Source organism: Pseudomonas sp. W2Oct36 (genome assembly GCF_041060465.1).
GTDB classification, from domain to species: domain Bacteria; phylum Pseudomonadota; class Gammaproteobacteria; order Pseudomonadales; family Pseudomonadaceae; genus Aquipseudomonas; species Aquipseudomonas graminis_B.
The window spans coordinates 44,275-62,105 of sequence record NZ_JAUERW010000025.1; the positions used below are offsets into that span (position 1 = coordinate 44,275).

The 17,831-nt window shown below is 61.2% G+C and carries 18 protein-coding genes and 1 pseudogene; 11 read left to right on the forward strand and 8 right to left on the reverse strand.

All coding sequences use genetic code 11. The annotated features are described in order from the left end of the window. Nucleotides 1-69: 69 nt before the first annotated feature. The gene (locus QWI18_RS23385; protein ID WP_369319981.1) at nucleotides 70-1,353 is read left to right on the forward strand and encodes an NAD(P)/FAD-dependent oxidoreductase; all 1,284 of its coding nucleotides are present in this window, start codon (nucleotides 70-72) and stop codon (nucleotides 1,351-1,353) included. Nucleotides 1,354-1,378: 25 nt separating this feature from the next. Here the strand turns inward: QWI18_RS23385 and QWI18_RS23390 are convergent, their stop codons facing one another. Beyond that, on the reverse strand, nucleotides 1,379-2,080 hold the full coding sequence (locus tag QWI18_RS23390) for a peptidase C39 family protein (RefSeq protein WP_369319982.1): 702 nt from the start codon (nucleotides 2,078-2,080) through the stop codon (nucleotides 1,379-1,381). Between the two features lie 226 nt (nucleotides 2,081-2,306). Between QWI18_RS23390 and QWI18_RS23395 the strand changes: the two genes are divergently transcribed. Continuing rightward, nucleotides 2,307-2,483 (forward strand): hypothetical protein, encoded by a 177-nt coding sequence (locus QWI18_RS23395; RefSeq protein WP_369319983.1) that lies wholly within the window; start codon nucleotides 2,307-2,309, stop codon nucleotides 2,481-2,483. Nucleotides 2,484-2,612: 129 nt separating this feature from the next. On the opposite strand, the gene QWI18_RS23400 is transcribed toward QWI18_RS23395, so the two are convergent. Beyond that, nucleotides 2,613-3,377, reverse strand: coding sequence for a TerC family protein (locus QWI18_RS23400; RefSeq protein ID WP_369319984.1), 765 nt, complete (start codon nucleotides 3,375-3,377; stop codon nucleotides 2,613-2,615). A gap of 117 nt (nucleotides 3,378-3,494) precedes the next feature. On the opposite strand from QWI18_RS23400, the gene nhaR reads away from it, so the two are divergent. Continuing rightward, nucleotides 3,495-4,391, forward strand: a complete 897-nt coding sequence (gene nhaR / locus QWI18_RS23405) for a transcriptional activator NhaR (protein ID WP_369319985.1) — start codon at nucleotides 3,495-3,497, stop codon at nucleotides 4,389-4,391. Here nhaR and QWI18_RS23410 read toward each other — a convergent pair. Beyond that, nucleotides 4,388-5,545, reverse strand: coding sequence for an MFS transporter (locus QWI18_RS23410; protein ID WP_192130262.1), 1,158 nt, complete (start codon nucleotides 5,543-5,545; stop codon nucleotides 4,388-4,390). The genes nhaR and QWI18_RS23410 overlap by 4 nt on opposite strands. 189 nt (nucleotides 5,546-5,734) lie before the next feature. Continuing rightward, nucleotides 5,735-6,244: a DUF1993 family protein gene (locus QWI18_RS23415; RefSeq protein WP_369319986.1), complete on the reverse strand. Its 510-nt coding sequence runs from the start codon at nucleotides 6,242-6,244 to the stop codon at nucleotides 5,735-5,737. A gap of 102 nt (nucleotides 6,245-6,346) precedes the next feature. On the opposite strand from QWI18_RS23415, the gene QWI18_RS23420 reads away from it, so the two are divergent. Then, nucleotides 6,347-7,024, forward strand: coding sequence for a YceH family protein (locus QWI18_RS23420; protein WP_369319987.1), 678 nt, complete (start codon nucleotides 6,347-6,349; stop codon nucleotides 7,022-7,024). A gap of 5 nt (nucleotides 7,025-7,029) precedes the next feature. Here QWI18_RS23420 and QWI18_RS23425 read toward each other — a convergent pair. Next, nucleotides 7,030-7,842 (reverse strand): annotated as a pseudogene (locus QWI18_RS23425) (shikimate 5-dehydrogenase). Between the two features lie 227 nt (nucleotides 7,843-8,069). Here QWI18_RS23425 and QWI18_RS23430 point away from each other — a divergent pair. The 3 genes from QWI18_RS23430 to pbpG all read left to right on the forward strand — a co-directional run bounded on the left by QWI18_RS23430 (nucleotide 8,070) and on the right by pbpG (nucleotide 10,114). After that, nucleotides 8,070-8,420 (forward strand): hypothetical protein, encoded by a 351-nt coding sequence (locus QWI18_RS23430; protein WP_065988773.1) that lies wholly within the window; start codon nucleotides 8,070-8,072, stop codon nucleotides 8,418-8,420. A 238-nt stretch (nucleotides 8,421-8,658) separates the two neighbouring features. Further along, nucleotides 8,659-8,841 (forward strand): hypothetical protein, encoded by a 183-nt coding sequence (locus tag QWI18_RS23435; protein ID WP_065988772.1) that lies wholly within the window; start codon nucleotides 8,659-8,661, stop codon nucleotides 8,839-8,841. 337 nt (nucleotides 8,842-9,178) lie between these two features. After that, nucleotides 9,179-10,114, forward strand: coding sequence for a D-alanyl-D-alanine endopeptidase (gene pbpG / locus QWI18_RS23440; RefSeq protein ID WP_065988771.1), 936 nt, complete (start codon nucleotides 9,179-9,181; stop codon nucleotides 10,112-10,114). Between the two features lie 44 nt (nucleotides 10,115-10,158). Here pbpG and QWI18_RS23445 read toward each other — a convergent pair whose 3' ends face one another. Both QWI18_RS23445 and QWI18_RS23450 read right to left on the reverse strand, forming a co-directional pair. Next, the gene (locus QWI18_RS23445) at nucleotides 10,159-11,091 is read right to left on the reverse strand and encodes a magnesium transporter CorA family protein (protein ID WP_369319988.1); all 933 of its coding nucleotides are present in this window, start codon (nucleotides 11,089-11,091) and stop codon (nucleotides 10,159-10,161) included. Nucleotides 11,092-11,095: 4 nt separating this feature from the next. Continuing rightward, entirely contained in the window at nucleotides 11,096-12,679 is a 1,584-nt protein-coding gene (locus tag QWI18_RS23450) for a RimK family protein (protein ID WP_369319989.1), read from the reverse strand. Between the two features lie 89 nt (nucleotides 12,680-12,768). Between QWI18_RS23450 and QWI18_RS23455 the strand changes: the two genes are divergently transcribed. The 3 genes from QWI18_RS23455 to QWI18_RS23465 all read left to right on the forward strand — a co-directional run bounded on the left by QWI18_RS23455 (nucleotide 12,769) and on the right by QWI18_RS23465 (nucleotide 14,727). After that, nucleotides 12,769-13,899: a GNAT family N-acetyltransferase/peptidase C39 family protein gene (locus QWI18_RS23455; RefSeq protein WP_369319990.1), complete on the forward strand. Its 1,131-nt coding sequence runs from the start codon at nucleotides 12,769-12,771 to the stop codon at nucleotides 13,897-13,899. Nucleotides 13,900-14,013: 114 nt separating this feature from the next. Next, nucleotides 14,014-14,145 carry a hypothetical protein gene (locus QWI18_RS23460; RefSeq protein WP_369319991.1) on the forward strand — a complete coding sequence of 44 codons (132 nt, stop codon included), beginning with the start codon at nucleotides 14,014-14,016 and terminating at the stop codon, nucleotides 14,143-14,145. A gap of 123 nt (nucleotides 14,146-14,268) precedes the next feature. Then, nucleotides 14,269-14,727, forward strand: a complete 459-nt coding sequence (locus QWI18_RS23465) for a DUF2214 family protein (protein ID WP_296312698.1) — start codon at nucleotides 14,269-14,271, stop codon at nucleotides 14,725-14,727. A gap of 30 nt (nucleotides 14,728-14,757) precedes the next feature. Here the strand turns inward: QWI18_RS23465 and QWI18_RS23470 are convergent, their stop codons facing one another. Further along, entirely contained in the window at nucleotides 14,758-16,077 is a 1,320-nt protein-coding gene (locus QWI18_RS23470; protein ID WP_065988766.1) for an Nramp family divalent metal transporter, read from the reverse strand. A 114-nt stretch (nucleotides 16,078-16,191) separates the two neighbouring features. Between QWI18_RS23470 and QWI18_RS23475 the strand changes: the two genes are divergently transcribed. Continuing rightward, complete coding sequence (locus QWI18_RS23475) at nucleotides 16,192-17,625, forward strand: MFS transporter (protein ID WP_369319992.1); 1,434 nt, start codon at nucleotides 16,192-16,194, stop codon at nucleotides 17,623-17,625. Nucleotides 17,626-17,831: the final 206 nt, after the last annotated feature.

A 17,831-nucleotide genomic window follows, 5' to 3' on the forward strand; every position in this document is an offset into this window, starting at 1 on the left:
GCTGGCCGCCCAATTTCATCTCAGGTACGATCCGCCCATTCGTAAAAAATATAAAACAGGGGTTACAGGATGACGAACACGCCATACCCACATTCCTACTACGCCGCTTCCGCCAACCCCGTTCCGGTGCGGCCACGGCTGCAAGGGGACGTCGAAACCGACGTGGTCATCATCGGCGCAGGCTACACCGGCCTTTCGAGCGCGCTATTTCTCCTGGAACACGGCTTCAACGTCACTGTGCTGGAAGCCGCCAAGGTCGGCTTCGGCGCCTCGGGGCGTAATGGCGGGCAAATCGTCAACAGTTACAGCCGCGATATCGACACCATCGAAAAGTCTGTCGGACCGAAGGAAGCGCAACTGCTCGGCCATATGGCCTTCGAGGGCGCGCAGATCATCCGCGACCGCATCGCCAAATACCAGATCCAGTGCGACCTCAAAGACGGCGGTGTCTTCGCGGCGATCACGCCCAAGCAGATGGGCCATCTGGAATCACAAAAACGCCTCTGGGAACGCTACGGCCATACGCAGCTGGAGCTGATGGACCAGCGCCGCATCCGTGAAGTGGTGGCGTGCGACCAGTACATCGGCGGCATGCTCGACATGAGCGGCGGTCACATCCACCCGCTGAACCTGGCGCTGGGCGAAGCGGCGGCGGTCGAGTCCCTGGGCGGGGTCATTTACGAACAGTCGGCGGCAACGCGCATCGATCGCGGCGCCAGCCCGGTGGTGCACACCGCCGAGGGCAAGGTTCGGGCGAAGTTCGTCATCGTCGCGGGCAATGCCTATCTGGGCAATCTGGTCCCGGAACTGGCCGCCAAGTCGATGCCCTGCGGCACACAGGTCATCACCACCGAGCCGCTGAGCGAGCAACTGGCAAGCACGTTGCTGCCTCAGGATTACTGCGTCGAGGACTGCAACTACCTGCTCGATTACTACCGGCTGTCTGGCGACAAGCGTCTGATCTTCGGCGGCGGCGTGGTGTACGGCGCGCGCGATCCGGCGAACATCGAAGCCATCATCCGGCCGAAGATGCTCAAAGCCTTTCCGCAACTGAAGGACGTGAAGATCGATTACGCCTGGACCGGAAACTTCCTGCTGACCTTATCGCGGTTGCCGCAGGTGGGCCGGCTGGGGGACAACATCTATTACTCCCAGGGATGCAGCGGCCACGGCGTGACCTACACCCATCTGGCCGGCAAAGTGCTGGCCGAAGCCCTGCGCGGACAGGCGGAACGATTCGACGCCTTCGCCGGCCTGCCCCACTACCCGTTCCCGGGCGGGCAACTCTTGCGCACGCCGCTGACGGCATTGGGTGCCTGGTATTACAGCCTTCGGGACAAGCTGGGGTTCTGAATCAGAGGTGATGAACGGCCAACCGTTAACGGGCGGCCGGATTGTTCAGTGCCTTGACCGCCTCACCCGCCGCCTGTTCTTGCCCGGCCTGGGCCAGATCATTGGCGGCTTTCAGCCAGCGTTCACGGTCGACCGGCACTGGCACCTGACGCGGGCTCTGGATCAGCACGGCCCAGTTGCCGGCGTCGTTCCAGTCCGAGGTAAACGAATCGAAGCTCGTCGTCACCCGCCCTGGCCCGGTATAGATCAGCACCGTGCGCTTGTTCTGATCGAACCCGACCAGCACCCCGTAGCGCTGCTCTTTCCACAACAGGGAGCCGTCCGAAAACCGCACCATGACTGGATACCCCGCCGACACCTGGGCCAGCAGGTCCGGGAGACCATGGTCGACGGGATACACCACAAAGCCGTATTCGCGGGCCAGATTGAGCATGCTGCGGTCGAGCTTGTCTTCGGCGCCCGGCAGCTGCAGCGGCTTTTCCAGCAGGCCCGGCGTGGTCTGGACGCCATGCACGGTCAGCATGCTGGCCAGCGCGAACGGTCCGCTCTGGTAATCCTTGCCCCGGAACGACGGCACCGCGTTGATTTCCACTCGGTCGGGCAGTGCCTTGTACATCGGCGGGTAGCCGGGCTTCCAGTTGTGGCCGTTCGAGCAGCCTGCCAAGACCAGCACGGCGGCAAGCGCCAGCCATTTGCGTCGACTTGCAACGCTATCCAATCGCGTCAATGCCCGCACGTTCTTCACTCACTTGACTGATGGCAACGGATCCCGAGATCCGGCCGGAACGCGGATGATAGAGCCGCCACCGATTGTGGTATAGCCCGAAGCGCTGTCAACGCGAGTGGATAGAACGAATCGGTCATGCAATTCCTACCACCGGTCAATTTTTGGCAACAACAGCGAGACTAGACTGTCGGTAACTAAGAGACGAAGAGAAGAGCCGGAGGAAGCCATGAGCCTCGGAATGACCATTGTGATGTTGATCGCTGCCTGGCTGGCCGTTGCGGCTGCCATGTTGTGGGGGGTGATGCGCATCTCGCGTCGCCATCATCCGCATTATCGGGAAACCGAAGCCGCGAAATCCGTAGAGCGTGCACAACGCAAAATCCGTCCTATCACGGCGCACTGACGATGTGACGACGTGAATGCGGAAAGGACAAACGAAAACGGTCGGTAATGGCAATCCATTCCCGACCGTTTTTTATTGACCTGCTTTTTACGGCCCCGCCCTCGATAGCCAGGCGGAGCCGTCCAGGCGTCAGACCTTCTGGCCCTGCGCCTCAGCGTCCAGGCGGCGCTGGCGGGACCGACGAACCAGCATGTTCAGCACTTCAATCAGGGCCGAGAACGCCATCGCGGTGTACACGTAGCCTTTCGGAACGTGGGCGCCGAAGCCTTCGGCGATCAGCGTCATGCCGATCATGATCAGGAAGCCCAGCGCCAGCATGACCACGGTCGGGTTATCGTTGATAAACTTGGCGAGGGGCTCCGACGCCACCAGCATCACAACCACGGCGGCGATCACGGCGATCACCATGATCGGCAAGTGCTCGGTCATGCCAACGGCGGTGACGATACTGTCGATGGAAAACACCAGGTCAAGCATCAGGATCTGACCGATCGCGGCAGCCATGCCCAGCGTGACGGCGCTGGAAGCGGCTTTTTCGGCTTCGCTCTTTATGTCGACGCTGTGGTGGATCTCGGTGGTTGCCTTCCAGACCAGGAAGAGGCCACCGGCGATGAGGATCATGTCCTTCCAGGAGAAGGTCTGCCCGAACACTTCGACCACAGGCGCGGTCAGCTGGACAATCCAGGCCACGGTGGTCAGCAGGCCCAGACGCAGGATTAACGCCATGCTGATACCGATCCGGCGCGCCTTGGTACGCTGATGAACCGGCAGCTTGTTGGTGAGAATCGAGATAAAAATGAGGTTGTCGATACCGAGCACGATTTCCATGACGACCAGTGTCGCCAGAGCGATCCATGCCGTTGGGCTTGCAGCCAGTTCCAGAAGATATTCCATATAGCGAGTGTCCAGGATCAGTTCAGGGGATAGGGCAGCATTCTAGGGACGGAAACACTTCAGCAAAATTCGTATTTTTCAGGCGTATACTTCGGTTTTTCCGAAGTGACAGCGCCCATGCTCAATTACCGACAGCTGCACTATTTCTGGGTCGTGGCCAAGACCGGCAGTATTGTCCGCGCCTGCGAGCAATTGAACCTCACGCCCCAGACCATCAGCGGGCAGATCAGCCTGCTGGAGCAGACCTACGGCGTCGAGCTGTTCAAGCGCGTGGGCCGTCAACTGGAGCTGACCGAAACCGGTCGCGTTGCCCTGCCCTATGCCGAACAGATGTTCCAGCTGGGTGGGGAACTCGAAGCCGTTCTGAGCGCCCAGCCCGACGAGCAGCAAATCCTCTTTCGCGTCGGCGTCGCCGATGTCGTGCCCAAGTCCATCGTCTATCGCCTCATCGCGCCGAGCATGGCGCTCAACGAACTCGTGCGCATCAGTTGCCGGGAAGACCAGCTCGAACGCTTGCTGGCGGACCTCGCGATTCAGCGCCTGGACCTGGTCATTTCCGACAGCCCCATGCCTTCTCATCTGGACATTAAAGGCTATAGCCAGAAGCTCGGCGAATGCGGCGTGAGTTTTTTCGCTACCCGCGCCCTCGCCGCCCTGTACGGCAAGCACTTCCCCCACGGCATGCAAGGCGCGCCGCTGCTGGTTCCGGGCCAGCAAACGGTGGTGCGCAGCCGGCTGATGCGCTGGTTCGCCGAGCAGAATATCCAGCCGAAGATCGTCGGCGAGTTCGACGACAGCGCCCTGATGAAGGCCTTCGGCAAGTCCGGCAGCGGGATTTTCATTGCGCCGAGCGTGATCGCCGATGAGGTGATCGAGCAATATGACGTCGAGCTGATCGGTGACACCGACGCCGTGACCGAGTCGTTCTACGCGATCTCGGTGGAGCGCAAGGTCAAGCATCCCGGCATTGTGGCGATCACTGAAGGCGCACGCCGCCAGTTGTTCCCGGACTAGGCGTCGCAGGTCGCCGGGTTTGGGCGGACTGTCATCAGCAGCAAGGCCAGCAGAATCGACAGCAGGATGATGCCGGCCGCCGCGAAGCCCAGGCTGCCGAGGCCCAGGTGATCGATCACCCGTCCGCCGATGATCGCGCCAATGCCGATGCCCAGGTTGGCCCCCGCGATGTTCAACGAGGCGGCGAAGGCCGGGGCCTGTGGGGCGGCTTTCATCAGCCGCACATGGCTGACCAGAAACAGCGCCGCCTGGGTCGCGCCCCACACGGCCAGCGCCAGGGCCAGCGCAGGCAGCGAATGCATGCTCGGCACCACCATGACCATGCCGCCGATCATGAAGGTGCAGAAGGTCAGGCTGGCGATCAGCGGATGGCGGTCCACCAGGCGCCCGCCCAGGGAATTACCCAGCAAGCCCACCGCGCCGAAGCCCATCAGGCACCAGCCGACCACGGTGCCGTTGAACCCGGCGAGTCGCTCGAGCATGTCCGCGAGGTAGGTGTACGCGGTGAACATGCCGCTGAAAACCAGCACCGACAGCAGCACGTGGCCTTGCATCAAAGGACTGCGCAGAATCCGGAACTGGCTGCGGAAGGAGGCCTGATCCTTGTGCACGCTGCGGGGCAGGTAAATGAACAGCAGCAACGCCTTGGCGAACGCCATCACCGCGAGGACGGCGAAGGCGCTGCGCCAGCCGATGGCGTCCGAGATCAAGGTGCCGACGGGGATGCCGAACACCGTGGCGCAGACGATGCCGAAGCCGATCTTGGCAATCGCGCGCCCGGCATGCTTTGGTCCGACGATGTCCACGGCGGTTTCGCTGGCCAGGGCCCAGAACACCGGCAGCCCGAGGGCCGGGATCAGCCGCGCGGCGGCCATCACCCAGATGTTGGGGGCCAGCGCTGCAACAACGTTTGAGACGCCAAACATGATCAGCACCGAAATGAACAGGCGCTTGCGCTCGAAGCGCGAGAAATACGCGGTCAGGAACGGCCCGAAGCAGGCCACCGTAAAGGCGAACAGCGTGACCAGCAAGCCGGCCTGGGGGATGGTGACGGCCAGGTCGCGGGCGATCGCGGGCAGCAGACCGACGATGACGAACTCTGTGGTCAGCACGGTAAAGCCGGCGGCCGACAGCAGGTAGATGGGGAAGAACATGAAATCTCCAGAACGACAAAACGACCAGTCCTTGCGGAGCGGTCGATCGGATGTGGCGTGAATCAGGATGCGGAGGGTATCAGAGCCGTGCGTCTGGCTGGCAGACGCCGGACGAAACATGTGTCGCTGCCCGGTTAGCGCCGGGCAGCGATGCAATCAGGCTGTGATCGCGTCAGGCAGTCTGACCGATCAGTAAGCCCCCATGTAGTCGCGCTTGCCGACTTCCACGCCGTTGTGGCGCAGCAGGTCATAAGCGGTGGTGACGTGGAAGAAGAACTGCGGCAGCGAGTACTGCAGCAGGTAGGTCTGGGTGTCCAGACGCTTTTCTTTTTCGGTGCCCGGGCGCAGCACGATTTCGCGCGCTTCGTTGCCATCGATCTGTTCGGCCTTGATGGTATCGAGGAACGCCAGCACTTTGGTCAGCAGCGCTTGCAGGTCGGCGAAGGTGGTTTCGGTGTCTTCGTACTTCGGCGGCTCAAGGCCTGCCAGTCGTGCGCCGGCGCCTTTGGCGAAATCAACGGCGATTTGCACCTGACGCACCAGTGGGAACATGTCAGGGAACAGACGCGCCTGCAGCAGGGCATCGGGCTGAATGTTTTTTGCAGTGGCGTGGGCTTCGCCTTTGGCCAGCACGGCGCCGAGGGCGGTGAGCATTTGCTTGAAGACAGGAATCGAAGCGGCATAAAGAGAAAGGGTCATGGCAGTTCCTGGGAAATGAGTCGCACGGAGGCGGACGCGGCTTGTCTTTTACCTTATCCAGCCCCTACCCTCATAGCCTTTTCAACGCTTGGGGAATGGGTCATGTCTGACGAGCTGGATTCCGAAAACACCGTTGAAGCCTCGGATGCGCTGCAGCTGAGCAGCACCGAAGTGCGCATTCTGGGCTGTCTGATCGAGAAGCAGGCCAGCCATCCCGAGACTTACCCCCTGACCCTCAACGCCCTGATGCTGGCCTGTAACCAGAAGACCAGCCGCGAGCCGGTGATGAACCTGACGCCCGGCCAGGTCGGCCAAAGCCTGCGCGCGCTGGAAAGCCTGCAACTGACGCGCCTGGTCATGGGCAGCCGGGCGGACCGCTGGGAACAGCGCGTCGACAAGACGCTGGAGCTGGTGCCGGCGCAACTCATCCTCACCGGCCTGCTGTTGCTGCGCGGCCCGCAAACCGTCAACGAGCTGCTGACCCGCAGCAACCGCATGCACGACTTCGAAGACGCCGACGCGGTGGTGCATCAGCTTGACCGGCTCATAGGCCGTGGGCTGGCGGTATTGATCCCGAAACAGGCAGGCCAGCGCGAAGACCGCTACCTGCACGCACTGGGCGATCCGGCTGACAGGGAGACAGTCCTCGCCGCCCGGGCACACCCGACCGAGCGCAGCAGTTCAGGCAGCCCGGGCAGTTCGGCGCTGGCCGAGCGCGTCGAAACCCTCGAAGCCCGTATCGCTGCGCTGGAAGAACGGCTGGCGTTGCTGGAGGGGTAGGCGCGCTAGCCCCGCGCGAACGCGGCGGCTGCCTGATACTGCTCCTCGGTTGGCGTCACACCGGTGTAAAGAATTAACTGCTCCAGGGCCTGGATTGCCGCGACCTGGTCACCGGTGATCAGGCGTTTGCCGAGCCGCTCGGCCTCGACGATGAACGGCGTGCGCGCCGGCGTGGCGACGACGTCAAATGCTGTGTCGGCGTGTTCGAGGGCGGACACCTCAAAAGCCAGCGCCTCGGCCTGATCACCGGCCATACCCAGCGGGGTGACGTTCACCAGCAGCGGCGGGCGTTCACTGCCCAGTTCGGCTTGCCACGCAAAGCCGCACGTCTGCGCGAGCGCCCTGCCCGCCTGCTCGTTGCGCGCCACGATCAGCCCGTCGGTGAAACCGGCGTCGCGCAGGGCGCAGGCGACGGCCTTGGCCATGCCGCCACTGCCACGCAGCGCAAATCGCGTGCGCGGCACTTCATGGGTGTCCACCAGTTGGGCGATGGCAATGTAATCGGTGTTGTACGCTTTCAAGTGACCATCGGTATTAACGATGGTGTTGAGGGATTGAATGGCGGCGGCGGACGCGTCCAGTTCATCGACCAGCTCAAGAGACGCTTCTTTGAAAGGCATCGACACGCCGCACCCGCGAATGCCCAATGAACGCATGCCGGCGATGGCGGCGGACAGGTCGGTCGGCGAGAAAGCCTTGTAATAGAAGTTCAAGCCCAACTATTGATAGAGGTGGTTATGGAAGCGCACGCCGAAGTTGCCCGGACGTCCGGCCAGTGACATGCACAACCGCGTTTCCTTACTGGCAGTGACCAACATGAAATCTCCCGAGTGGTATTAGAAGACGCCTGGGGAAAGGCGTAGAATCGCAACGCTTCGCCGGAATGGGCACAGCTGTTGTTATTAAAGTTGTCGAATACCTTACACAAAATTTACGCAACGGCCTCGCAGATATTTCCTGAACCGTTGTCTGAGAAGTTATCCCGTGGCAGTGCCTGAGCGTAACGCAGGCTCGCGACAACGGGACTGAACACCGAGGAACAGTCATGATTCGTCAGATCCCCAAAGTTGCCCTGTTGTTAGGCGCCCTCGCCCTGGCAGGCCAGGCTGAAGCCCATGGCGGCGGCCCGGGCTGGGGTGGAGCAGCCGTGATCGGCGCGGTCGTCGGCGGTGTCGTCGGCGCGGCAGTGGCGTCCGGTCCGGTTTATGCGTCGCCCGCTCCTGTTTACTACTCGGCCCCGGCGCCGGTTTATTACGCGCCACCGCCACCGCCGCCGGTTTACTACCAGCCGGCTTATGTCGTTGAACGCCCGGTCGTCTACGCCCCGCGTTACTACGGCCCGCCACGTTATTACGGCCCTCCGCCGGGCTACTACCACGGTGGCGGTCGCTGGTAACAGCGGTTTGCTCCTGGCCTGAGGGCTGTGGCGTTATCAGCTCCAGCCTCACGTAACACTGACCCCGCCCCTCCGGCGGGGTTTTTGTGTCCGGGCGCTTATACCGGATGCAAGTGCGGTCTAGAGACCTGTTCCATCACCGCCCCTACCCGCTCATCAATGACGACTATCGAGCGCGTTGATTTCTGGATCAACCGGTCGCGCCGTACAGTGGCGCCATAGATTGATGGAGGCCCCTATGACCAAGGTACAAATCATGTCGGTTGTCGGCAGCGCAGTACCCGCCCAGCTTCGTGAGCGCGGTCTGCTGGCGTGCTGGTACTTGATGCACGACGGCGAACCCGTCAGCGGCCCTTTACCTTCACTGCCGGCCGCGCAAGCGCTGTCGCAGCAGCTTGAACACCCCCCGCTCAACAGCTGAAACCCCGTTCCCTTATCCCTGCGAATCGTGCGTTGCTCCGCACACCCCTTTAGCCTGCCTCTTTAATGACGCGGGCTTTTTTTTGCGCGCCAATCCGGTTTTGATGCGCGGCCATGACCGTCAGGCGCGCCATAAACAGCAATTCGACCCTTTTAAATACAGGCTTTTTGGATCCGCCACCTGAACCTGAGCTATACAACAGCGGTTTATTAACGAAACCCCGCGCCAGCCCATCGACAACTTCAGAAACTTGCTCCTAAAATGCGCCGAACGTGTTGTCGTCCTTGAAGAAAGTCCGACGTTCCACGCTATTTCCATCATTAAGTGAGCGTTGCTCTTGAAAATCCGCCCAACCGTCATCGGCCTATTATTTGCACTTACAGGCTGCGCACTTTCCACTGTCACACTGGCCAAAGAATCACCGACCTTCAATCGCGATCCGGCCAATCTGCATCTGGCTTCCGGCAGCGCCATGATTACCGACCTGCAAACGGGTCAGGTGCTGTACGCGAGCAACCCCGACATCGTCGTGCCGATCGCCTCGGTGACCAAGCTGATGACCGCGATGGTCACCCTCGACGCCAAGCTGCCCATGGACGAGATGATCAAGGTCGACATCTCCCAGACCGCCGAAATGAAAGGCGTGTTCTCCCGGGTCAAGCTGGGCAGTGAGCTGAACCGCCACGACATGATGCTGATCACCCTGATGTCGTCGGAAAACCGCGCCGCGGCGAGCCTGGCCCACAGCTACCCGGGCGGCTACCCGGCCTTCATCCGGGCGATGAATGCCAAGGCCAAGGCGCTCGGCATGAACCACACCGTGTACATGGAACCCACCGGCCTGTCGGTCTACAACGTTTCCACCGCGCGGGACCTGACCAAGCTGGCCCTCGCCGCACGCAACTACCCGATGCTGCGCGAGCTGAGCACCACGCCGGAGAAAACCGTGACCTTCCGCAAGCCGAATTACATCCTCGGCTTCAGCAACACCGACCACCTGGTGCGTAAATCCAACTGGGACATCAAGCTGACCAAGACCGGCTTCACCAACCAGGCCGGCCACTGCCTGGTGCTGTTGACCAGCATGGCCAATCGTCCGGTGTCGGTGGTGATTCTCGATGCCTTCGGCAAATACACCCACTTCGCCGATGCCAGCCGCATGCGCTTGTGGATGGAGACCGGCAAAAGCGGTCCGGCGCCGGAAGTCGCCCTGCAGTACAAGAAAGAAAAGAATCAGGTGCTGAGGCAGAAAGGTTTGCAGGCGTCGGAATAACACCTCCCGCCACGTTCAGTGGGAACCCGCCGGGCTCCCACTGATCACTGACTCGCCCGCGCCATGCGCTTGAGTATCACCACCATCCCCACGCCCAGTCCGGCCATGCCGACCAGCAATGCCGGGTAACTGACCCACCACGGGACGGGCGTGGTCATCATGCTGAATTCCGACATCCCGCCAATCCCCGCCACCAGATTCAACGGCAAGAACACCACGTTGATCAACGTCAGCTTGCGCAACAGATTGTTGGTGTTGTTGTTGACCAGATTGCCCCGCGCGTCCATCAGGCTGGCGAACACCGTGGAATAGATGTTCGCCTGTTTATGGCACTGCTCGTTCTCGATGATCATGTCTTCGATCAGCGCCAGGCTGTCGCCGGAAAACTGATGTTTGTGCGCATGATTGCGCAGGCGCGTCAGCACCGAGCCGTTGCTGTCGATGGCGTTGATGTAATAGACCAGGCTTTCGCTCAGGTTGAACATCTGCACCAGATGGCGGCTGTCCATCGAGGCATTGAACTGCTGTTGCAGTTCCCGTGCGATCATCTTGATCACCTTGAGGTGACCCAGATAATGATGGATGTTGTGGAACAGCACCTCCAGCAGCACGTCGAGCAACGTGTGCATGGGCCGGTGCAGTCCCAGGCCGCTGATCTGCTTGTTGTCGGCGCAGATCAGGACCATTTGATGGGGGCTGAGCAGCACCCCGAACGACGACACGTCGAAGGAAAAGGTGTCCTTGCCCGAGTAGTTCTCCGGGCGCTTCCAGATCATGAACAGCGCATCCGGGTGAAATTCGATGCGCGACACCTCGTCGGGGTCCAGCGCCGAGGCCAGGGCGTGGTCGTCCAGATTGAAGCGCTCCAGCAGCAGGGTCTTTTCCGCTGCGTCCGGATCGCTGAACCACAGCACACTCGCATCGGCTTCGGCGCATTCCCGTAACCGGCCCGCCTCAAGGCGGTGACCCTTGACCACCGCCCTAACCCGCCAGACCGCGACGTTTGATGTCGAGCCGGCGAATGAACTCCTCCAGCACCAGCGCGTACAAGTCGTCCTGCAGCCAGGCGTCTTCGATGCCGGCGTCGAGGTTGGGGTTGTCGTTGACTTCGATCACCACCACGCGGTCGCCGGATTGCTTCAAGTCGACGCCATACAGCCCATCGCCGATCAGGTTGGCAGTCTTCACCGCCAGGTCCACCACGGCGCGCGGCGCATCATGAACGGCCAGGGTGCGGCACTCGCCGTTGATCTCCGCGTCGATGGCCTTGTGGTTGTAAATCTGCCAGTGCCCCTTGGACATGAAGTACTGACAGGCGAACACTGGCTTGCGATTGAGCACGCCAATGCGCCAGTCGTATTCGGTGTAGAGGTATTCCTGGGCCAGCAGCAGCACCGAGTGCTCGAACAGCTCCCGCGCCGCATCCTGCAACTGCTTCGCGTCCTGCACTTTGATCACGCCCTTGGAAAAGCAGCCGTCGGGTATTTTCAGCACCAAGGGAAAGCCCAGTCGTGCCGCGACGTGCTCCAAATCATCCGGTCGCTCCTTGTAGAGGATTTCCGTGGCCGGCATGCCCAGCTTGTGGCTCTTGAGCAGGTCGGTCAGGTAGACCTTGTTGGTGCAGCGCAGGATTGACGCCGGGTCATCCATCACCACCAGCCCTTCGCTCTCGGCCTTCTTGGCGAAGCGGTAGGTGTGGTTGTCGACGCTGGTGGTCTCGCGGATTAGCAGCGCGTCGTATTCGGCCAGCCGTGAGTAGTCCTTCTTCTCGATCAGCTCGACGTCCACGCCCAGTTGCTGGCCGACGCGGATGAAGTTGTCCAGCGCCTTGGGGTTGGACGGCGGCAGCGCTTCCTGCGGGTCGTGCAGAATCGCCAGGTCGTAGCGATAGGTACGACGTGACCGGGGCTGGCGCCAGATCTTGCGGCTGAAACTGTCCAGGGACTGGGCGAACTGGTCCTGCTGATGATCGCGCAGGCGGGTCAAGGCGCCGGTCTTGATGCCGACGATGTGCCAGTTGTCGCGCTTGCGAAACTCCACCAGCAGGATCGGCGCCGGAAACGCCTCGAACAGCTGACGGGCCATATCCTGCAACGGCGCGAGATCGGTCTGACCGAAATACAGGCTCAGGGTGAAGCCTTCGGTTTCGTCGTACGGATGGTCACGCAGCGCGTGTTCGAGGCGCTTGTCGAGGTCATCCAGCGCCAGGCCGTAGAGGGATTTGCGGGTCAGCTCGCTGATGGTTTTCACCGATGGAATCACGTGGTGACCCCGGGCTTCGGCCAGCAGCGAGCAGTAATAACCGTGGCCGAGGTAGCGATAGCTGCGGCACAGGTTAATCACCTGCACCCGCTGGCCGGCATTGTTCTGAGGCGGGTTTTCAAGATAGTCCTGGGCGCTGATCAAGTGTTCGCTGGGCAAGTAAGACGACCAGTCTTCGAGCCGCTCCACCACAATCAACAGTTGGCTTCGGGTTGAAACAGGTTTCAGCGGATTGACATTTAAAGTTGCCGAACGCTGAGGTTGTGCTGATACTTCGTCGGTCTTCACCGGCACCGCATTCATGAGTTGATCCTTCGGGAAACAGTCCTTTCTATAAAACATGGCTTTGTAGAAATGTCCCGTTTCGTTACTCACTCTTTACGGTGCCTGACATGAACTTTATATATCGCCTCGCCCAGCCGGCCGATGTGGACGAACTGCTGGTGCTGGAAAACCAGTGCTTTGAATCCGACCGCCTGAATGCGCGCAGCTTTCACTGGATGGTCACGCGGGCCAACGCGCGATTGATCGTGGCGCTGGGTGATCACCCCGAACAACGGCTGGCCGGTTATGCGCTGGTGCTGTTTCATCGCGGCACGTCTCTGGGCCGGCTTTACTCCCTGGCGATCAGCGACGATGCCCGGGGGCAGGGCCTCGGGAAGCACCTGTTGGCCCAGGCTGAACAGCATGCCCTTGAGCGTGAGTGTGCCTATTTGCGGCTCGAAGTCCGGCCGGACAACGCCCCGGCGGTTCGTCTTTACGAGCGCAACGGCTATCGGCTGTTCGACCGCATCGACGACTACTACGAAGACCACGCCCCGGCATTGCGCTACGAAAAACGCATCCGCGAACACGCCACCGGCGTCACTCGCCACGTGCCCTACTACCCGCAAACGCTGGACTTCAGCTGCGGTCCGGCGTGCCTGCTGATGGCCATGAAAGCCCTGCAACCGCCGCGCGCCATGCAGCGTCACGAGGAACTGCAGATCTGGCGCGAGGCGACCACGGTGTTCATGACCTCCGGCCATGGCGGTTGCAGCCCCCAGGGTCTGGCGCTGGCGGCGTTGCGCCGTGGATTCGAGGTCGGCCTGCAGGTGTCGGTGCGCGGGCCGTTGTTTCTCGCCGGTGTGCGCAGCGAAGAAAAGCGCGAAGTCATGCGCCTGGTGCATGAGGAATTCAGCCGCGAGCTGGCTGAAAGCGCAGTTCGTCAACTGGGCAGTGCGCCGCTCAATCTCTGGCAACTGCAACAGGACCACGGTCTGGCGCTGGTGCTGATCAGCAGCTATCGGTTGACCCGTTCCAAGGCGCCGCACTGGGTGCTGGTCACGGGGTGCGATGACGATTTCGTTTACTTGCACGACCCCGACATTGATCACAGCCAACAGCGTCAGGCCATGGACTGCCAATACATGCCGGTCAGTCATAAAGAGTTCGCCGGCATGAGTTGTTTTGGTGCCGACAAACTTCGCGCAGCGGTTGTTCTATATGCAGAGGGGCAGCCGCAGGGGCACGCGCCTATATAAACGGCGTCAGTCAAGACGTCGTTCGCGTAAAGATCCCGTCGTATTGATTGCAGTTGCACCTGCAAACGGAATGAATAGGCGCTCGGCCTTTAGGCGATGGGTGGAATAGGCGTGATGGATAACTCGGTGATCGGTCTGGCGATTGTTTCGGTGATAGCGGTATTTGGACTTTCGGCGTTTTACTTTGATTTCGTTCATCCGCGTCGCAAGCCACGCCTGGAAAAACGACGCCACCTGCAGAAATGAGCGACGGCGCCCCCGACGGATTATTTTTCTTGTCCCACTTGATCGGTCAAGGCGTGACGCCAACGACCCGCTACGCTTGTGCAGGTGACGCTTGCTTCGCACATCGCTCGGGGGAGTTCAAACATGCTCATCAAATGGGTACTGGCTGCGGTGCACCTGCTGGCGTTCGGTTTTGCGATAGCGGCGGTGCTGGCGAGGGGACGGGCGTTGCGGCGACTGCGCACGGACGATCCGAGATCGTTCAGGGATGTGTTCGTGGTCGACAATATCTGGGGCGTCTCAGCAGGGGTTCTGCTGGTCACCGGGGCATTTCGGGCGTTCGGCGGGCTGGAAAAAGGCTCGTACTATTACCTGCATCAGCCACTGTTTCACCTGAAAATGGCGGCGTTCGTGGCCATTCTCGCGCTGGAAGTGGTGCCGATGTTCGCGCTGATCAAATGGCGCATCGCATTCAAAAAGAACCAGCCCATTGATACGTCACTGTCGCGCCGTTTCGCCCGGATCAGCCACATGGAGGCGTTGCTGATGGTCATCATCGTCATCGCCGCCACGGGCATGGCGCGGGGGATATTGCTGAGTTGAGGCCGGGGCGATGCTCCTGACCTCTGTCTGTCAGACCACCCAGAAATACATGAGGGTCAGGTTCGCGCCCGAGATCAATCCGAACAGGCCCCAGGCCAGGGTTTTGGTCAGGCGACTGTTGGCGAACGGGCCCATCAATTGTTTGTCGCTGGTGAAGCGGATCAGCGGCCACAGCGCGAAGGGCAACTGCAGGCTGAGGACGACCTGGCTGAGCACCAGCATCTTGCCCACCGCGCCGTCGCCGAACCAGATCACCCCAATGAACGCCGGAATCAGCGCCAGGCCGCGGGTGGCCAGACGGCGTTGCCAGCACGGGATCTTCGCCTTGAGAAACCCTTCCAGCACCACTTGGCCGGCGATGGTGCCGGTGAACGTTGAGCTCTGCCCTGCCGCCAGCAGCGCGACGCCGAACAGCACGCTGGCGACAGCGCCGCCCACCAGCGGATCCAGCAGATGGTAGGCGTCCTGGATTTCCACGATGTCGGTGTGGCCGGTGCCGTGGAACGCGGCAGCCGCCAGAATCAGAATGGCCGCGTTGATCACCAGCGCCAGGCTCAGGGAGGCGATGGTGTCGACCCGGGCGTAACGAATGGCGCTGGCCTTGCTTTCCACCGACGTGCCGTTGACCCGGGTCTGCACCACCGATGAATGCAGGTACAGGTTATGGGGCATCACGGTTGCACCGAGAATGCCGATGGCGATGTACAGCGGTTCCTGATTACTCAGCATCTCCCACGACGGCTTGAGCCCTGCGACGACGTCCGGCCAGAACGGTTTGATCAGCACCAGCTCGATAAAGAAACACGTTGCGATGGTCGCGATCAGCCCCAGCACGATGGCTTCGAGACGCCGGAAATTGGCGCCCTGCAAGGCCAGCACGATGACCGTGTCAAACGCCGTCAGCGCCACGCCCGTGGTGATCGACACCCCCAGCAGCAAGTGAAACGCCAGCGCAGCACCCAGCACTTCCGCCAGATCGGTCGCAAGGATCGACAGCTCGGCGAGAACCCACTGGCCCATGCCGACCCGGCGGCTGTAGTGCTCGGACGACAGCTGCGCCAGATCGCGGCCGGTGGCGATGCCCAGGCGCGAACACAGATTCTGCAGCACCATGCCCGACAGACTGGCCAGCACCACCACGAACAACAGCGAATAACCGAAGCGCGAGCCGGCTTCGATGGCGGTGGCCCAGTTGCCGGGGTCCATGTAGCCGATGGAAATCAACAGGCCGGGGCCGACGAACAGCATCAGCTTGCGCAGGAAAGACGCATTGGCGGGAATGGCGACGCTGTCGGTGGTCGCCGACGGGCAGAATGGCGCGGTGGCCGTGGTCGGGAGTTTGTACTTCACAGGAATCCGAAACGTGGTGGCAGTCAGTCCCGGAGCTTAAACGTGCAGAAATGTTTTGTCTTGAATCTCTGGGGCACTAACATGCTGCGTCTCACCGATCCGGAAAAAACAATAATGCATGCCGTGCCCGATAGCCCTGACAACGCCCATTCGACCCGTGACGGCGTCGACCCGATACGTGCTGCGCGGATTTCCGCGCGCATCGACCGACTGCCCGCCGTCGCCACGATCTGGAAGCTGGTGGCGCTGTTGTCCATTGGCGGTTTCTTCGAGCTCTACGATTTGTTTCAGACCGCCTATATCAGCCCCGGTCTGATTCGCGACGGGCTGTTCGCCACCGGGGCCCAGGGCGTGTTTGGCTTTTCCGATCAGGCGGCGTTTGCCTCGGCCACCTTTCTGGGACTGTTCCTCGGTGCCAGCCTGCTGAGCCCGATCGCCGACCGCTACGGCCGCCGCGCAATCTTCACCTTCGCGCTGATCTGGTACACCGTCGCCACGGTGCTGATGGGCATTCAGACCTCGGCACTGGGCATCATCTGCATGCGCTTTCTGGTGGGCATCGGCCTGGGCATCGAGCTGGTGACCATCGACGCGTACCTCTCGGAGCTGGTGCCCAAGCGCATGCGCAGCTCGGCGTTCGCCTTCGCGTTTTTCGTGCAGTTCCTGTCGGTGCCGTCGGTGGCATTGATGTCCTGGTGGCTGGTGCCGCAAGACCCGTTCGGTATCGCGGGCTGGCGCTGGGTGGTGTTGGCCAGTGCAGTGTTTGCGCTGTTCATCTGGTGGCTGCGCTCGCGCCTGCCGGAATCGCCACGCTGGCTGGCGCAACACGGCCGCTTCAGCGAGGCCGAAAAAATCATGGATGACCTCGAAGCCCGCTGCCTAAAGGACCACGGCCAGGCACTGGACGAGCCGGAAACCCACAACGTGGCGGTCGAAGGCAAAGGCCGTTTCGCTGACATCTGGCAACCGCCGTATCGCCGCCGCGCGCTGATGCTGATTGTCTTTCATGTGTTCCAGGCGATCGGCTTTTTCGGTTTCGGTAACTGGCTGCCTGCGTTGCTGTCGGGTCAAGGCGTGAGCGTGACCCACAGTTTGGCGTATGCCTTCGTGATCACCCTCGCCTATCCCCTTGGGCCGTTGTTGTTTGTGAAGTTCGCCAATCGTTTCGAGAATAAGTGGCAAATTGTCGGCTCGGCGCTGGGCTCGATGATTTTCGGCACGCTGTTCGCGCAGCAGACGACGGCCGTGGGGCTGATTTTTTGCGGGGTCATGATTACGTTTTGCAATGCGTGGCTGAGTTTCAGTTATCACTCGTACCAGAGCGAGTTGTTCCCGACCAATATCCGCGCCCGGGCGGTGGGGTTTTGTTATTCGTTCAGTCGTCTGTCGACGGTGTTCAGCAGTTTGCTGATCGGGTTGTTTCTGGACCATTTCGGCACGCCGGGGGTGCTGACGTTCATTGTGATGAGTATGTTGATTGTGATCATTACGATTGGGGGGTTTGGGCCGAAGACGCGGAATCTGGCGCTCGAAGATATTGCTCATTAGTAGCGGAGTCCTTTTTACAGCAGCCAAGATCAAGAGCGTCTGCCTAAGGGCAGACGTTTCGCCTTCGGCGAGTTACTTGGAAAAGCACCCCAAGTAACCAAGGGTGCTTGCTCCTGGTTGGGCCCGACTTCGTCGGGTTCCTTCACTCCGGTCCCGCTCCGTGGGCCCGCTGCCATCCGCCATCCATGGCGGGGGGCAGCTCTCGC

Coding starts and splice junctions, on each gene's coding strand:
- QWI18_RS23410 (WP_192130262.1), bottom strand. CDS start 5,545: ATGTTCTTCCCCATCTACCTGCTGTCGGCCGCCGGCTTTACCGTGCTG.
- QWI18_RS23435 (WP_065988772.1), top strand. CDS start 8,659: ATGACCAAGGTACAAATCATGTCGGTTGTCGGCAGCGCAGTACCCGCC.
- QWI18_RS23400 (WP_369319984.1), bottom strand. CDS start 3,377: ATGGAATATCTTCTGGAACTGGCTGCAAGCCCAACGGCATGGATCGCT.
- QWI18_RS23460 (WP_369319991.1), top strand. CDS start 14,014: ATGGATAACTCGGTGATCGGTCTGGCGATTGTTTCGGTGATAGCGGTA.
- QWI18_RS23455 (WP_369319990.1), top strand. CDS start 12,769: ATGAACTTTATATATCGCCTCGCCCAGCCGGCCGATGTGGACGAACTG.
- QWI18_RS23450 (WP_369319989.1), bottom strand. CDS start 12,679: ATGAATGCGGTGCCGGTGAAGACCGACGAAGTATCAGCACAACCTCAG.
- QWI18_RS23395 (WP_369319983.1), top strand. CDS start 2,307: ATGAGCCTCGGAATGACCATTGTGATGTTGATCGCTGCCTGGCTGGCC.
- QWI18_RS23475 (WP_369319992.1), top strand. CDS start 16,192: ATGCATGCCGTGCCCGATAGCCCTGACAACGCCCATTCGACCCGTGAC.
- QWI18_RS23465 (WP_296312698.1), top strand. CDS start 14,269: ATGCTCATCAAATGGGTACTGGCTGCGGTGCACCTGCTGGCGTTCGGT.
- QWI18_RS23415 (WP_369319986.1), bottom strand. CDS start 6,244: ATGACCCTTTCTCTTTATGCCGCTTCGATTCCTGTCTTCAAGCAAATG.
- QWI18_RS23430 (WP_065988773.1), top strand. CDS start 8,070: ATGATTCGTCAGATCCCCAAAGTTGCCCTGTTGTTAGGCGCCCTCGCC.
- nhaR (WP_369319985.1), top strand. CDS start 3,495: ATGCTCAATTACCGACAGCTGCACTATTTCTGGGTCGTGGCCAAGACC.
- QWI18_RS23385 (WP_369319981.1), top strand. CDS start 70: ATGACGAACACGCCATACCCACATTCCTACTACGCCGCTTCCGCCAAC.
- QWI18_RS23420 (WP_369319987.1), top strand. CDS start 6,347: ATGTCTGACGAGCTGGATTCCGAAAACACCGTTGAAGCCTCGGATGCG.